This window comes from Paenibacillus harenae, assembly GCF_030812415.1.
In the GTDB taxonomy this organism is placed as follows: Bacteria; Bacillota; Bacilli; order Paenibacillales; family Paenibacillaceae; genus Pristimantibacillus; species Pristimantibacillus harenae_A.
In genome coordinates, this window is sequence record NZ_JAUSST010000007.1 from 123,876 (window position 1) to 138,973 (window position 15,098).

Genomic DNA, 15,098 nt, shown 5'->3' on the forward strand with positions numbered 1-15,098 from the left:
CTTCTCGACCATTGCATCCCCGTTGTTTAAAGCGTCTGCCCGCAATCGATCGTCACGATCTGGCCGGTCATCGACTCCTGCTCCAACAACGAGCATATGAGAAGCGATATCTCATCCGGCGAGGAAACCCGCTCCAGCAGCACGTTGCCGCTCAGCTTCTTCATTTGCTCCTCGCGGCCTTCCCACCATCTCGTCGCGACGGCGCCGGGCGCTACGCTATTCACTCGAATGGCGGGTGCGAGCGCGCGGGCAAGCGATTTCGTAAGACCATGCACGGCCGCTTTCGACACCGCATAAGGCAGCGAAGAGCCGGCCCCCGTCAGACCGGCAATGCTGCCCACATTGACGATCGCCCCCTGCTTATTCTCCTTCATTAGCGGCGCAACGGCCCTGGCGCAGAAGAACATCCCCTTCACATTGACATCGTAGAGCTCATCCCATACTTCCTCAGTCGCGGCTTCGAGATCGACAAGCGGTATATGCCTGGTTATGCTGGCGTTATTGACGAGAAAATCGATAGTCCCGAATGTTTGTGCCGCTTGAGCTACCATCTCCCGAACTTCCTTGTCCTTGGAGACGTCGGCTTTGACCGCGATGGCCCGTCCTCCCGCTTTTTGAATCAGACGTACCGTATCCTCCGCTTCGGCAATCGAATGCGCATAGTTAACCGCTACGCTTGCACCCCGCCTTCCCAATTCGATCGAGACCGCCCTTCCGATTCCCGTTCCTCCCCCGGTAACTAGTGCGACTTTGTTATGAAGGTCCATATAAACTCCCCCCTCGATTAAAAACAATTCCTATACCTATTTTATAACGAAGCTTCAATTTCGTATAATTGAATTATTCGAATTAATAATTCAATAATATTGAACTACCCAAAGGAGGCAAGCAGCTTTCTATGGATCTTAAAGCGATCAAATCATTCCAGCTCATCGTCGCTTACGGAAGCTTCAAACGAGCTGCCGAAGAGCTGAATTACGCGCAATCGACCGTCACGATGCAAATCCAACGATTGGAAGCCGATCTCGGCGTTCAACTCATTGAACGGGGGACCAAAATCGGACTGACCGAAGCCGGCAGAATGTTTTATGAACAAAGTCTCCCTATTGCCCAAGACTTGGAACGGCTCCAATCTACCATCGCAGATGCGCGATCCGGGGAGGCGGGCCATATCCGCTTAGGCGTCAACGAACCGACGGCCAGCTACCGGCTTCCGCCTCTACTATCCGCTTTCATGGCTGACTATCCTCGAATACGTATAGCTGTAGAGATAGCGGGTACGCCGTCGCTTAGCGAACGGCTGCAGCAGGGCGAGCTCGATATGGCGATATGCTCCGTGCCCGAACTTGGTGACCGGCTTTGTTTTGAGCCTCTGTTCACCGAGCCCTTCGCTTTATTACTGCCCGAGAAGCACCCGCTTGCGGGTACCGCGGACATTGCGCTAACCGATATTCAGGGACATCGCCTCCTGATCACCTCGGCCAATTGCCCCTACCGCAAGCAGTTATCTTTCCTTCTTCAGCGAACGGAAACAACTCTATCCGACACTGTGGAAATAGGCAGCATGGCCGCTCTCCCCTATTACGTGGCATGCGGATTCGGAATTGCGCTTGTTCCGTTAGTGGTCCTGAACCCTCCACCAGCAGGAACCGTCATCCGCAAAGTGAACAACGACGGCATTCATATGACAATAGGCCTTGCCTGCCGTGCCGAACAGTATCCGCTTAAGCCAGCCGCCTCGAAGCTCTATCGTTACTTGAAGCAGGAGCTGCAACATATGAACCAAGCCCTCGGCATAAAGTTGTAAGTAGCAGCATTTCGGTAGGCAACGAGCACGGAACGCAAGAAGGAAAGGGGCTCAGGGAATGGATAAGGACGCAAGATACGCATCGGTATACGGCGACATTCCACAGCCGATCAGGGGCAATGAGGGCGCAACGGATAACGGCCCGCGCGATATTATGAGGGATCGGGAGAACCCCGATATGCTTGTTCCTCCGGCTACGGATGCCGGCCTAGTACCGAACCTGAAGTTCTCGTTCTCGGACACGCATATGCAGCTGAATGAGGGCGGATGGTCGCGGGAAGTAACGGTCCGGGAGTTGCCGGTCGCGACGACGTTGGCAGGCGTGAATATGCGCCTTACCGCAGGCGGCGTGCGGGAGCTGCACTGGCATCAGCAGGCGGAATGGGCTTATATGCTGCTCGGCAGCGCACGCATTACGTCCGTCGACGCGCAGGGGCGGAACTTCATCGCGGACGTGGAGGAAGGCGATCTATGGTACTTCCCTCCCGGATTGCCCCATTCCATTCAGGGACTGGCGGAAGGCTGCGAGTTTCTGCTCGTCTTCGACGACGGCAGCTTCTCCGATCTGAACACGCTGTCTATCTCCGATTGGTTCGCGCATACGCCGCCCGAGGTGCTGTCTGCGAACTTCGGCGTGCCGGTCAGCGACTTCAATCGTATTCCTGGCGGACAGGTGTATATCTACCAGGACGATATTCCAGGACCGATCATGTCCGAAGCCGTCGCTTCTCCCTACGGTACGATTCCGCTGAGCTTCAAGCACCGTCTGCTCGCGCAGCCTCCGATTAAGACGTCCGGGGGGAGCGTCAGAATCGTGGACTCGACTAATTTTCCGATATCCAAGACCGTTGCTGCGGCTCTTGTCGAGATCGAGCCGGGCGGCATGCGCGAGCTGCATTGGCATCCGAACCAAGACGAATGGCAATATTACTTGAGCGGTCAAGGCAGGATGACCGTATTCGCCGGCAACGGAGCAGCCCGTACGTTCAACTATAGAGCCGGCGACGTCGGTTACGTGCCGTTCGCTTACGGCCACTATATCCAGAATACCGGCGAGCAATCGTTATGGTTTCTGGAAATGTTCAAAAGCGACCGCTTCGTCGATATTTCGCTGAATCAGTGGATGGCGCTTACGCCTAAGCCGCTCGTAGAGAGCAACTTGAACGTCGATGCGGCTTTCGCAAGCAAGCTTCATAAGGTTAAATCGCCGGTTGTCCGGTTTCCGGGCTTCACGTATTACCCCTGAGCAGGCAAACAGCCGCTCCTGCTAGGCTGACGGCTTGTCGCCTATCCGCATGCAGGAGCGGCTATATGAGCTGCTCTAACCGTAGAGCTGCTTGAAATGAAGTATATCCATCATAGCAATAAATCAAATAATACGACATCGGCGTCGCTTCGTTCTGGCGGATGATTCACATTGCCTTTATCGAAGTTTTCGTAGCATTCATACCTCGAAACCGCTTCCAGCACTCTCAGAGGCATTTTATAATAGAGTCCGCGTTCATCCGGGAACTGGCTTCTGTATATATCCAGTACGCTCAGCTTCATCAGATGCTCCTCGTTCGTCAATGCGAGGATTGCGGAAACCTCATTGTCATCGATCGTCATTTTTTCCATCAATAGAGCAGGGAGCTCCAGCAAGGCATGGACTTGCGAGAAATTACGCGGAAAGAGAGTGTTAAAGTATAGCTTATAATCGCCTCTCGGAAGTGAGCCAAATGCCTGTACCGTTATTTTGTGCATGCCGATATGATCTGGATGATGATTGCCGCCGTCTCTATTGAAGGTAACCACAATGGATGGCCCGATGTTTATTAAGATGTCCTCAAGGCCGCGAGAGGCTGTCTCCAAATCCCAATCAGCCGCCCTATTGTCCGGTAAACCAAGGTTATGATAGCGATCCACGTTCAACAGCAGGCAAGATACGTCGAATTCCTTTTGCCTGATGCTTCTCAATTCTTCTTCTCTATCGCCGCGAAAATGCTGGCCTTTGATTCTGCCGGCCTCTCCATACGTGCCGCTAATCAAATGCGTCTTGTAACCAAGCGATTTGGCCCTTATGAGCAATCCTGCTGCCATAAACTCATCATCGGGATGGGCAATTATTGCAACCAAGCGATCTTGCATTAGAAGCACCTCACCTCCTGTATTCAAGCTTCTAACGCAGTATTTATTCCAAATGTTTCATATTCTCAAAAGAAATTATAGCTAGAGTCGCATACCTAGCTTCTAATCTCGTTAATCACATATCGCTTCAGCTCTTCCAAATCGATTCTATTATATGGAATAGCTTCAGAAGCCGCTTTGTATACGTCGACTGCATTTTGCACGATGGAATGATACGCTGCCGGAAGACTATCCAGCGACCATTCCCCCGCCTGAGATTTGGATAGGATGACTTTCGTTTCTTTGTACGACCAGATTCGGATCAGCGTAAGCAGACCGGTAACGAGTTGATCGTCTTTCAGATCGTCGAAGTAGTCGATGCCCCAGTAGATCGAATCCCAGAAGTCGGCCTCAGGCACGATAGGAAACGCTTCTTCAATGGGCTGGCCGAATAGGCAAATGCCCTGCTGGCTCGTTAACGTCATATGGCATGCCAAATCCCCGTCGGTCGCCGGCTCCTTGAAATCCCAGAAGCTCATGTCGTTGGCGGCGACCATTTGTTCATACCTTTCCCGCCAATATTCGCTGAAATGAAACTGATACGGCGTTGGATGCTTCCATGGATGAATATCACCATAGCTTATGATGCTCATCTCTATTGGAATCGGCTTGCTATGGAGCGACAGAAAGCCCTTCATAAGCTCGAACCGCGTAACTTTGTCCAGCGTCAGACGCGTAACAACCAATACGTCCAAGTCGCTATGCGCCGGCTGAAAGCAGCCCAAACACATCGAACCGTGAACATAAATGCCCACCAGATTTTCCTCCAGCGTTGCTGCCAAATACTCGCTCATCGCAGCAGTCTGCGCCTTAACATCATCTGGACAATTGTTCCAATCATATCCGCTCATAGCCATAACACTCCTTGCCATTCTATGTTTATCGTTTTATGACCTCCGGCTCTCTCGCCGAAGACACAAAAGAAAGGCCTTCGGTATACAACTCCTTCATGACCGCTTCTATCGGAAGCTGCTCGATCGACATATCGATAATACCGTAGGACTCATTGAACTCCCTTATAAAACGCTTCAGCGGAAGCAAGGCGGTGTCGACCTCGACCGCGATCTCTAGCGGCCCGATCCGCTCCACAATGGACAACCCCGGCAGTCCCTCTCCCGTAACGGCCGTCTCCGTCGTCAGCCTGACGGACTTCTTCTCGCCGAGCCTCCCCCTTAGCCCGCTCAAGGAATCGTCCACGACGATTGCGCCATGATTAATGACCATGACCCGCTCCGCGAGCATCTCGACATCGTCCAGATCATGCGTCGTTAGAATAAACGTGACCCCTTGGCTGTTCATGCTGCGGATGAAGCCGCGAATATTTTCCTTCGCGATCATATCGAGCCCGATCGTCGGCTCATCGAGGAAGACGAGCTCAGGTCGGTGCAGCATCGCCATGATGAACTCGCATTTCATCCGCTCGCCGAGCGATAGCTGCCTCGTCGGCTTGCGCATCACATCGCCAACCTCCAGCAGCGACACCAGCTCATCCAGCGTCTGTTTATATTCGCGGTCGCCCACGCCGTAGATCGCCTTGTTCATATAGAAAGCGTCGGCAGGAGGAATATCCCATAGCAGCTGCGACTTCTGCCCGAATACCGCGCCGATCCTGCCAACATATTGGCGACGCTGCTTCCACGGCACAAGTCCGAGCGCCCTCACCTCGCCAGAGGTCGGGTGAAGGACGCCGGTCAGCATCTTCAGCGTCGTCGATTTCCCTGCGCCATTCGGTCCAAGGAACGCGAGCATCTCGCCCTGCTGTACGGTGAAGCTAAGATCGTGAACCGCCTTCACTTCCTTCATCGGGCGGTGAAAAAGGTTCTTCGCGACCTCGCGCAGCGTATGACCGCGTTCATGGGTCATATAAGTTTTCGTTAGATTGCGAACTTCAATCATCGGTTTAACTCGCACATCCCTTCCTTTTAATAATCCGGTCATATTAGCCGCCCGCGCTTGTATAACCTCTTAGCATCCGATTCCAGAACAATCCCCCAAGCAGGAGGATGCCCGCCGCAGGCAGCAGCGCCCATAGCGTGCCCCAGCCGCTGCGTCCCAGAAGAGCCGTCGCCGGCACGAATGCAATGAGCCCTACAGGCAACACGTAGGTTAATAAATTTTGCACCGATTTGGAGTAGATCGTACCCGGATACATCCCGAATCGCGTAACGGCGTCGAATATATCGAACACGCGGCTGCTGCCAACCCATCTGAAGAGCATTCCCGACAAAAACAGCGAAACGGCACATAGAATTGCGATGGAGGCGATGAACAGAAGCACGAATTGCAGCCATGCGAAGCCCGATGGGATGGAAAGTCCGCTAAGCGCTACGCCGAATAGTACCGATCCGCTAATCAGCCTGCCGAAGTCGTCGGGATCAAACCCGGTAAGAATGGCCATCATCATCACCGGACGAGGACGCAGCAGCAGCAAGTCGAACGTTCCTTCGCGCACCTGGGACAGCGTCGTTCCGACCATGCCGAAGAAGAACGGAAACGCGATTCCCTTGGCAAGCGTGAACACCGCCTGCACAAGCAGCGCCTCGTGCAGCGTCCAGCCCGGAAAGGAAGCCCCGGCATTGTATACGAGCAGCGTAACGAACGGCACGACTAGATCGCCAATGACAAGCAGCAGCACGCTAAGGGCAAAATGGCTTCGATATGCCATTTGTTCCGCCAGCTTCGTTCGCATCACGGCAGCCAGACATAATGCTATTCCCCTCATACGCCTACCCCCGTGAATCGTCTTAGTGCAGCGCTATAAAGCGCAAGCGTCAATGCGGCCATAACGGCAACGGCTGCGGCTTGTAAGCCGACCGCTTGTCCAAGCGTCAGCTCCATGCCTGCCAGCTCATAATGCCCAATGTATACACGAGTCGGCAAATACGTAATGAACTGAAACGGCAGGAAGAACAGTATCTTTTGCAAAATATCCGGAAAGAACGAGAGCGGAATAAATACGCCCGCGCTCACGTCCTTCAAGAGCAGAAACACGCGCCTTACGCCTTCTGCCCGTACAAGCCAGAATGCCGTAAGTCCGACGCAGTAGTTAACGAGAAAGTTCATCAGGAAGCTGAGCAGGATCGATAGAATCGCTGGGCACGGCGCTGCCGGCTTCATGTTCACGCCGAATACGAATATGAACAGGAGCATAACCGGCAGAACCTCTACATAGAGGGCGAGTGAGCGATGCCCAAGCTTCTGCGCCAGCGCGAACAGCCAATGCGGAAGCGGCCGAAGAGCGAACGTGACGAACTTTCCGCTCCGCACGAGCATCTGCAAATTCCAATCGGCGAAATCGAAGGATATATAATGGATAAGCGTCGCAACCCCGAAGTAAGACAGCATCTGCGCGTACGATAGACCGTTCAGCGTCTCCCGGCCGTCGTACATTGCCTGCCATATAAATACTTGAACGAGGAACAGAACCGGGCCGACGAGCAACGAAGCCGCCATATGCGAACGGAACGCCGCCCACTCCTTGTAGGTGGCGAATCCGATCGCGCGAATGACGGCCGATATTCTGCTTATAACCATCCCGATCCGATCAAGTTCTGCGTACCGATCATGGACTCCGGACACCAATCCATGTTGGATGGAACAAAAAATACAATGACTGCCTTGTTCTTCGCATCGATAAGGAGCTTGCAACGGCCGGCTCCCTCGTGGCCGAACGACCCTTCCGGAATCCACTCGCCTGGCCCGGTAAGGGATGCGCCGATGCCATACGTCATCGACTGGATATTGCCGCCCCAGCAGAAGGCCTTGATGCCGCTGTCAAGCGCATTGTCCGTCAGCTTCTCCACCGACTTGCGCGACAAAATGCGTACGCCGTCCAGCGTTCCGCCGTTCAGCAGCATTTGGCCGAAGCGGAACAAATCGCCGAGCGTCGAATGCAATCCGCCGCCGGCACGCGGCGGCCCATACTTCCTGTCATCTTTCCTCAGACGAGAAACTTCGAAGTCGTTAATGATGCACACTTCCGCATGCAGTTCCTCAGGCACCTCGAAGAATGTCCTGTTCATGCCCAGCGGCTTCACGATGCGCTCCAATACGTATTCATCGTAGCTTGTGGCGCTTGCGCGGGCAATGACTTCGCCGAGAATTGCATACGCAGCCGAGGAATAGGTCCACTGCTCGCCTGGCGCGGCAAGCGGCTTACCGGATAGAACGGCGCGTATCCAGGCCGAGCGGCGTTGCTTCTCCAGCTCCTCCGGATCAGTCACCGCGAACGGCCCCTCCGTCTCCGGCTGGAAGGCAAACATCACATCCCAATAGCCCATCGGATAAGGTTCCATATAGTAGCCGGGATCGGCCTGAATGCCCGACGTATGCGTAAGGAGATGCCAAATCTGAATCTTCTCGTACATCGGATGCTTGAACTCCTCAATCCACTCCGAGACCGACTGGCGCAGGAACAGCTTGCCCTGCTCCACGAGCTGGAATATCGCAGCGGCCGTGAACAGCTTCGTCACCGACGCGACTCGGCGTATGGAATCATTCCGCAGCAGGGCGTCTGTTTGATCATGCTTTAACTTTCCGAACGCTTCTTCGGCGAACACCGTTCCGTCCCTCGATAGCAGATACGATGCGCAATGCACCTTGCCTTCACTAACCAATTGCTCAAAATGCCGGTCCAGACGCTCCTTAACCGCCGGATCGAAACCCGAGTCCAGTATATGAAGCCGATCCATATGTCCCGTTATCGTCACGGATATCCCTCCTAATGTTATCATTGCTTATTAGAGCAAGCCCGACCATGCAATCGCGCGCGGTAAGATAACCGATTCATTCGTATAGCCTTTCTGGCCTGGCACGAAAAAGACGAAGACGAGTTCTTCCGCCGGATCGACGAACAATCCGCAATGCCCGAATCCTTCATGCGAGAACGTTCCTTTGCTGCACAAGTCATAGTGCTCCAGCGACCAGCCCAGGCCGTACTTGTAATCCGTCTGCTTGCTGCCCCAGCCGTTATGCCGGACGCCGTGCAAGTGATTCGAGGTTTGCAGTTCTACCGCCCGCTTCGACACGATGCGCGTCCCGTCAAGCTCCCCGCCGTTCAGCATCATCTGGCCGAAACGCCATAAATCCGATAGGGTCGAGAACATGCCGTTGCCCGCTCTAGGCGGTGCGTCGTCCGCTCTCTTGCGAGGGCGATAGAGATTGTCCGCTTCCCAATCATTGGTGCAGCACACTTCGTCGTAGTACGCTTCCGGCACGTCGAAGAATGATCTGTCCATCCCTAGCGGAGCCAGAATCTCATCATGAATGTATTGATCGAACGGCTTGCCCGATACTCGCGCGATAACTTCCCCGAGAAGCGCGAAAGCGCTCGTCGAATAGATCCATTCCTTGCCGGGCATATTTTGCAGCGGACCGGCAAGCACCGCTTTAATCCAGCCTATGTCGTTGCCTTGCTCCTTCAGCTCTCTTACCGCCCATTCGAACCAAGGCAGCCCATATGGCTCGGTATAGAAGCCTGGGTCTCCGCGCAATCCGGACGTATGCGTCAATAGATGGAAGATCGTAATTTCTTTATGCTTATCCGTGTTCATTTCCGGCAAAATGCTGCCTGCCGACTGTGTCAGGAATAGCTGCCCTCGATCGATGAGTTGATGGATGGCTACGGCTGTAACCGCTTTCGTTATCGAGTAGACTTTGCGTATCGAATCTACCTTAAGATCTTCGTTCGCCCCATTGCCCTTAATATCGCCATTGCCGCTTTCGCCGCGAAGCTTGCCCATGGAACGATGAGCGAACACCTTTCCTTTGCGCGCCAGCAAATAGCTAGCCGCCTGAATCGTTCCCTTCTCGACCAGATCCGCATAATGGTCGTCCAGTCTGCGGATGGCTTGCGAGTCATAACCGACTCCTTCCGCCGTTGCATCCGTCCAGCCCTCATGAATCGTTACTGTATTTTGCATACTCGTACTCCCTTCTTAATGTGTTGCTCGGCAGCCTCTTGGATGACAAACCTTCGCAATTATGGGGATTCATGAAACCTAATGATAAATCCCATTTTAAGGGAATAGGGATGCAGGTGTCCACGGTTTTGTTGGTAAACTTTTACTATAGCTAATCTTTCGACTGATCGGCTATTCGCACTTCATATAAAGGTCAACGATGCCGATAGTATCATTTAGATGAGAGGAGCGAATGAACGTTGATCGTATTTATTGCGTTTTTCATTATTTCTAGCATATTCATCGTGGGCGGCATTATCGGATTGGCCGAAAATGGCAGTGGAGATAATCTCTTCATGCTGCTTCTCGGAATCGCAATTCTTGTAGTAATCCTATTTTTCCGGAAGGAAGCGCGCAGGACGAAACGCATGCGCAAATGGATTATGAACAATAAGGAAGTTATTTACAACGGCGGTGCCGAATATGAGGGAGAACTGATTACTCCTGATACGAAGCTTGTATTCCACGAACTTGTTATTTCATTCGGGGTGACGGTTACCTTTCCCTCAAGGATGGTTGTGGAAGGTTCGCTGAATCATATGACGTTCAAAATAATTTATTCCTTATTTACGGCTCTATTCGGATGGTGGAGCTTGCCGTGGGGACCCTCCGAAACTATACGGACGCTGCGGAACAATATGAACGGCGGCAATGCGACTACGCCTCACGATATTATTTTTTACTACGGAGAAGGCCGGCCTCGTCTGAAGGGGCAGCCGAAGCTCGTTCGGGCCGCTTACAACAACAGGCTCGACCGCGTTCATGCGATGTTGCACAAAGGCCTGGACGTTCATGCGAAGGATCGCGACGGGCGAACGGCCCTGCATCGGGCAGCCGAGAACGGCAATGTCGAGATGTTGGAATTACTGCTTATGAACGGCGCCGATCTTCACGAGAAAGACGCTTACGGCTGCACCCTGCTTATTCGTGCCTCCGTGCACGGAAGGAGCGATATGGTACGCAAGCTTCTCTCGCTCGGACTAGACCCTAACGAGGGAGACAACCACGGCAGTCTTCCGCTGGTGTATGCCGGCAGCCGCGGTTATACGAACGTCATTCGGCTATTACTGAATGGGAAGGCCGATCCGAACAAGGCAACGGATAACGGGACGACTGCACTTATGAAAGCGGTCGAGTGCGAGGAATATTGGGCGGTTCGCATGCTCTTGGAGTCCGGTGCCAATCCGTATGCCGTTCATGGCGACGGTGAGACAACCGCCTTCTCCATTGCAGAGGAATGCGAGGATAAACGGATCAAGGAGCTGCTGCTTGATCCGAATAGGGCCCTGGTCCGTCAATAAAGAAACCCTCATTGGCCGTGAACCTATGTTCATGGACAATGAGGGTTTCTTCCAGCATGACTATCGTCTTACTTGCGCCAATTTCTTCCACGATACCTAGCGTTTGGCCGAGCGTTTCTCTACGTCTCTTAACCAGCACTAGTATGAATAAGAACAATTTTGTACATTTCCACATAATGGAATCAGCACTCAATTCAACAGCTCTTCAATACGATCCAGCCCGATTTTGCATCTATTGTTAAGCGAACGTTTATCTCTTAGTTGAAAAACCTGCATCGAATGTCCTTCATCTTCGATTAACGGCTTGGCGATAATATCTTGAAAAATCCGAACCGCCGTCCTGCTCACGCTATGCAACGCTTCGGTCGTTATCACTCGTTTCATTGTCAGTATGAGCTCGATCATTTTCTCCGCGTACACGAGCCTTACCAAACTGTCCGCACCCGAAATATGCCGATCGGCAAACGACACCACACGTTCCAAAATAGGAGGTGATGGGTAGTATTTAGCCAGCGCCTCCAGCTCGGTCACCGCTTCCCAGTTCATAATCGACAGCTTATTCGCGAGCGAATCGATTATTTCCGCATACCACTCATTCTCTTCCTCTATGCTTATGTCGTAAGTCTTATAGGACTCCAGTACATCCGCACGATGCATGGCTACCTTATTCCCCTTATATTGCACGAACAACGCTTTTGCATCCGGGGGCGTTCCTTTCTGCTCCTCCATAGGCTCACCTGCTTATTCATTATGATTGCTTCCCATTGCAGCCACGCTATCTATGCCGATCCAAAAAAACCGCAGCTACGCGTTCACGTTTAGCTACGGTCATCTATGCAGCATACATTACGGCTTCTTAACTGCCGTTGTTTTCGCCCCGTCCGCATTCTTAGCTTGAGGCTTGCCGAAAATTTTCTTCGCGGCTTTTTTCTTCGCGCTTGCCTGCCAACGATTCCAACCCTTCTTGTCCGTGCCTCTGCCTGTTCCGCCTTTAGCCTTTACCATGCTTCATTCACCACTCCAACATCGTCATTATCGTTCCATTCTTGTCGATAGCATCCATTATACCATTAATTCGCCTTGTAAAATCTTGCCGCCCACTATAATTATATCCGTGCGCCGAATTCCGATTCGTCAGCTAGGCGCTGGGGGGCAACGATACTGCTGCAGGCGATATAGAGCCGCTGCGTCGCATAATCGCATAGCCTGAGCCGCAAGCGGCTAGCGTTCTAAATATTCCAGCCCTTTCATGTAAGGCCTAAGCGCCTTCGGAACGTAGATGCTGCCGTCTTCGCGTTGATGGTTCTCGAGCAGCGGGATCAATATTCTAGGCGTGGCGACGGCCGTATTGTTTAGTGTATGGCAATAATGCAGCTTGCCGTCCGCTGCACGATACCTAATCTTAGCCCGGCGTGCCTGGAAGTCCAGCAAGTTCGACGACGAATGCGTCTCTCCGTACGCTTGCCTGCTCGGCATCCACGTCTCGATGTCGTATTGCTTATATGTCTTCTGCGACATATCGCCGATGCATACGGCTACGACGCGATAAGGAAGCTCCAACAACTGCAAAATTCGTTCCGCATTCGCGGTCATCTCTTGCAGGATCCGCTCCGACAACTCGTGATCATTTGCGCATAGGACAACCTGCTCCACCTTCGCGAATTGATGCACGCGGTACAACCCGTGGACATCTCTTCCCGCCGAGCCAATCTCTTGGCGGAAGCAGGCCGACATCGCCGCCAGGCGGATCGGCTCGCGGACGTCGACGATCTCGCCGCTGTAGCCTGAGACGAGACTTACTTCCGATGTGCCGATAAGATATTTATTATCCTCCTCGAGCCGGAATAGCTGATCTTGCCCTAGCGGCAGGAAGCCCGAATGATGGAACGACTCGCCGCGAGCCAGCATCGGAACGTCCACCGGCATGAAGCCGCCCGCCTCCAGCACATCCACCGCTAGCCGCTGAACGGCATGGTGCAGATGAAAGCCCGCGCCCTTCAGCACATAATTTCGGCTGCCGCCGATCTTCACGCCGCGGGCGATATCGAGCATGCCGAGGTTTTCGGCCAGCTCCACATGGTTTTTCGGCTCGAATTCGAATGTCGGCAATTCGCCATGCTTCTTGATTTCGACATTGTCGGCATCCGAAGCTCCGTCCGGCGTATCCGGCGAAACGATATTAGGTACGAGCAGCAGCAGCTGCTCATGCATCCCATCCACCGATCCAAGCTCCGCCTCCAGCTTCGTTAACGTTGCATTCGACTGTTTTACCCCTTGCTTCATCCGATCCGCGTCCTGCTCCTCGCCGCTCGAGAGCTTCCTGCCGATTTGCTCCGACAGCTCGTTTCGCGTATGCCGCAAACCTTCGATCGATTGCAGCAGCCCGCGCTTCTTATCATCGAGCTCAATCAGCTCGCGGATGGACACCTCGATCCCCTTCTTCGCCGCAATCCGCTCCAGCTCCGCTTGATGTTCGCGAATAAACGCCATATTCAGCATGAGCAATCTCCTCCTTATCCGCGAACCCGCTGAAATTCGATCATTAGGTCAGCCAGCGCCTCGCATGCTTCAAGCGGAACGGCATTGTAGATCGATGCGCGCAAGCCGCCGACGCTGCGATGTCCCGCCAGTCCCACGATGCCGCGCTCTTCGGCAGCGGCTATCAATTGCTTCTCCAGCGCCTCGTCTCTCATGCGCCAAGTGACGTTCATGTTCGAACGGTAAGGCTGCCCGATAATCCCCTGATAGAAACCGTCGCTTGCATCGATGACTCCATAGAGCGGAGCTGCCTTCTCTTTGCTCGATTGCTCCATTGCCGCGATGCCGCCTTGCCGCTCCGTCCATTCCAGGACGAGCTTCGTCATGTACAGCGAATGAACGGGAGGCGTATTGTATAACGAATCGTTGTCGGCATACGTGCTGTATTTCATAATCGTCGGAATACGTTCCGAGCAATCGGCAAGCAAGTTTTCATGAACGGCGGCGACCGTCACTCCGGCCGGTCCAATATTTTTTTGCGCTCCCGCATAGAACATCGCGAATTTGCTGAAGTCCAGCTTACGGCTCATGATGTCGCTCGTCATATCGCCGATCAACGGGACGCCATTCGTATCCGGGATGTGCTTGAACTGCGAGCCTTCAATGGTGTTGTTCGTCGTCATATGAACGTATGCGGCATTCGATCCGAGCAACAGGCTCGCCGTATCCGGCAAAACCCGCCACTTCGAATCCTTGCCGCTCGCTGCCTCAACCGCGTTGCCGACAGCGCGCGCCTCCGAATACGCCTTATCCGAGAAGCTTCCCGATAAAATATAATGCGCCGTCTGCCCTTCCTTCAGAAAGTTCATCGGGATGAGCCCGAACTGCATGCTCGCTCCGCCGCCCATGAATAAGACGCGATACGCGTCAGGCAAGCCAAGCAATTTTTTGAACAATTGCCCGGTTTCCTCTACCATCCGCTCGACCGCCGGGCTGCGGTGCGACATCTCCATGATCGACATGCCGCCTCCGCCGTAAGCGATGAATTGCCTCTGCGCCTCCTCCAGTACTTCCAGCGGCAGCGCCGCCGGTCCTGGGTTGAAATTGTAATTCCGCATCGTGTTTTGCATGCTGCACCGTCCGTTTCCTCGTTTTTTGGAAAACAAAAAGACGCCCTCGTCTTATTGGGACGAGGAGCGTCTGCTCGCGGTGCCACCCAACTTGACCGAAGCAGCGGCAAGCGCCGATTCGATCCTCTTGGTTCCGCGGTAACGGGCGGGCCGGTTAACTTAGGACGTACCCCCTACGGGATACTCTTGACGAAAACGCCTCCGAGTTGGATGCTCTTCATAGGCATGATCCGAATGTTTAATGTTGCACACATTA

At 53.5% G+C, this 15,098-nt stretch carries 15 protein-coding genes; 3 read left to right on the forward strand and 12 right to left on the reverse strand.

Annotation, left to right across the window (positions count from 1 at the left end):
• Positions 1-26 precede the first annotated feature (26 nt).
• Complete coding sequence (locus J2T14_RS24425) at positions 27-767, reverse strand: SDR family NAD(P)-dependent oxidoreductase (RefSeq protein WP_307475062.1); 741 nt, start codon at positions 765-767, stop codon at positions 27-29.
• A 131-nt stretch (positions 768-898) separates the two neighbouring features.
• On the opposite strand from J2T14_RS24425, the gene J2T14_RS24430 reads away from it, so the two are divergent.
• Entirely contained in the window at positions 899-1,807 is a 909-nt protein-coding gene (locus J2T14_RS24430) for a LysR family transcriptional regulator (RefSeq protein WP_307475064.1), read from the forward strand.
• Positions 1,808-1,865: 58 nt separating this feature from the next.
• The gene (locus tag J2T14_RS24435; protein ID WP_307475066.1) at positions 1,866-3,053 is read left to right on the forward strand and encodes an oxalate decarboxylase family bicupin; all 1,188 of its coding nucleotides are present in this window, start codon (positions 1,866-1,868) and stop codon (positions 3,051-3,053) included.
• Between the two features lie 110 nt (positions 3,054-3,163).
• On the opposite strand, the gene J2T14_RS24440 is transcribed toward J2T14_RS24435, so the two are convergent.
• From J2T14_RS24440 to J2T14_RS24470, 7 genes are all read right to left on the reverse strand, one after another.
• Complete coding sequence (locus J2T14_RS24440; protein ID WP_307475068.1) at positions 3,164-3,934, reverse strand: PIG-L family deacetylase; 771 nt, start codon at positions 3,932-3,934, stop codon at positions 3,164-3,166.
• Positions 3,935-4,029: 95 nt separating this feature from the next.
• Positions 4,030-4,824: an aminoglycoside adenylyltransferase domain-containing protein gene (locus tag J2T14_RS24445; RefSeq protein ID WP_307475071.1), complete on the reverse strand. Its 795-nt coding sequence runs from the start codon at positions 4,822-4,824 to the stop codon at positions 4,030-4,032.
• 28 nt (positions 4,825-4,852) lie between these two features.
• A complete protein-coding gene (locus J2T14_RS24450) occupies positions 4,853-5,911 on the reverse strand; it encodes an ABC transporter ATP-binding protein (protein WP_307475073.1) in 1,059 nt (352 codons plus the stop codon).
• A gap of 1 nt (position 5,912) precedes the next feature.
• On the reverse strand, positions 5,913-6,695 hold the full coding sequence (locus J2T14_RS24455) for an ABC transporter permease (RefSeq protein ID WP_307205182.1): 783 nt from the start codon (positions 6,693-6,695) through the stop codon (positions 5,913-5,915).
• Positions 6,692-7,507, reverse strand: coding sequence for an ABC transporter permease (locus J2T14_RS24460; protein ID WP_307475075.1), 816 nt, complete (start codon positions 7,505-7,507; stop codon positions 6,692-6,694). The genes J2T14_RS24455 and J2T14_RS24460 overlap by 4 nt, the downstream gene beginning before the upstream one ends.
• The gene (locus tag J2T14_RS24465; protein ID WP_307475077.1) at positions 7,498-8,682 is read right to left on the reverse strand and encodes a serine hydrolase domain-containing protein; all 1,185 of its coding nucleotides are present in this window, start codon (positions 8,680-8,682) and stop codon (positions 7,498-7,500) included. Before J2T14_RS24465 ends, J2T14_RS24460 begins: the two co-directional genes overlap by 10 nt.
• A 30-nt stretch (positions 8,683-8,712) precedes the next feature.
• Positions 8,713-9,894 carry a serine hydrolase domain-containing protein gene (locus J2T14_RS24470; protein ID WP_307475081.1) on the reverse strand — a complete coding sequence of 394 codons (1,182 nt, stop codon included), beginning with the start codon at positions 9,892-9,894 and terminating at the stop codon, positions 8,713-8,715.
• Between the two features lie 239 nt (positions 9,895-10,133).
• Between J2T14_RS24470 and J2T14_RS24475 the strand changes: the two genes are divergently transcribed.
• On the forward strand, positions 10,134-11,234 hold the full coding sequence (locus J2T14_RS24475; protein WP_307475083.1) for an ankyrin repeat domain-containing protein: 1,101 nt from the start codon (positions 10,134-10,136) through the stop codon (positions 11,232-11,234).
• Between the two features lie 189 nt (positions 11,235-11,423).
• On the opposite strand, the gene J2T14_RS24480 is transcribed toward J2T14_RS24475, so the two are convergent.
• From J2T14_RS24480 to serC, 4 genes are all read right to left on the reverse strand, one after another.
• Entirely contained in the window at positions 11,424-11,963 is a 540-nt protein-coding gene (locus J2T14_RS24480; protein WP_307475085.1) for a hypothetical protein, read from the reverse strand.
• A 117-nt stretch (positions 11,964-12,080) separates the two neighbouring features.
• The gene (locus J2T14_RS24485; RefSeq protein WP_307205170.1) at positions 12,081-12,239 is read right to left on the reverse strand and encodes a DUF3934 family protein; all 159 of its coding nucleotides are present in this window, start codon (positions 12,237-12,239) and stop codon (positions 12,081-12,083) included.
• A gap of 216 nt (positions 12,240-12,455) precedes the next feature.
• Positions 12,456-13,733, reverse strand: coding sequence for a serine--tRNA ligase (gene serS, locus J2T14_RS24490; protein ID WP_307475087.1), 1,278 nt, complete (start codon positions 13,731-13,733; stop codon positions 12,456-12,458).
• Positions 13,734-13,747: 14 nt separating this feature from the next.
• Positions 13,748-14,830, reverse strand: coding sequence for a 3-phosphoserine/phosphohydroxythreonine transaminase (serC, locus tag J2T14_RS24495; protein WP_307475089.1), 1,083 nt, complete (start codon positions 14,828-14,830; stop codon positions 13,748-13,750).
• Positions 14,831-15,098: the final 268 nt, after the last annotated feature.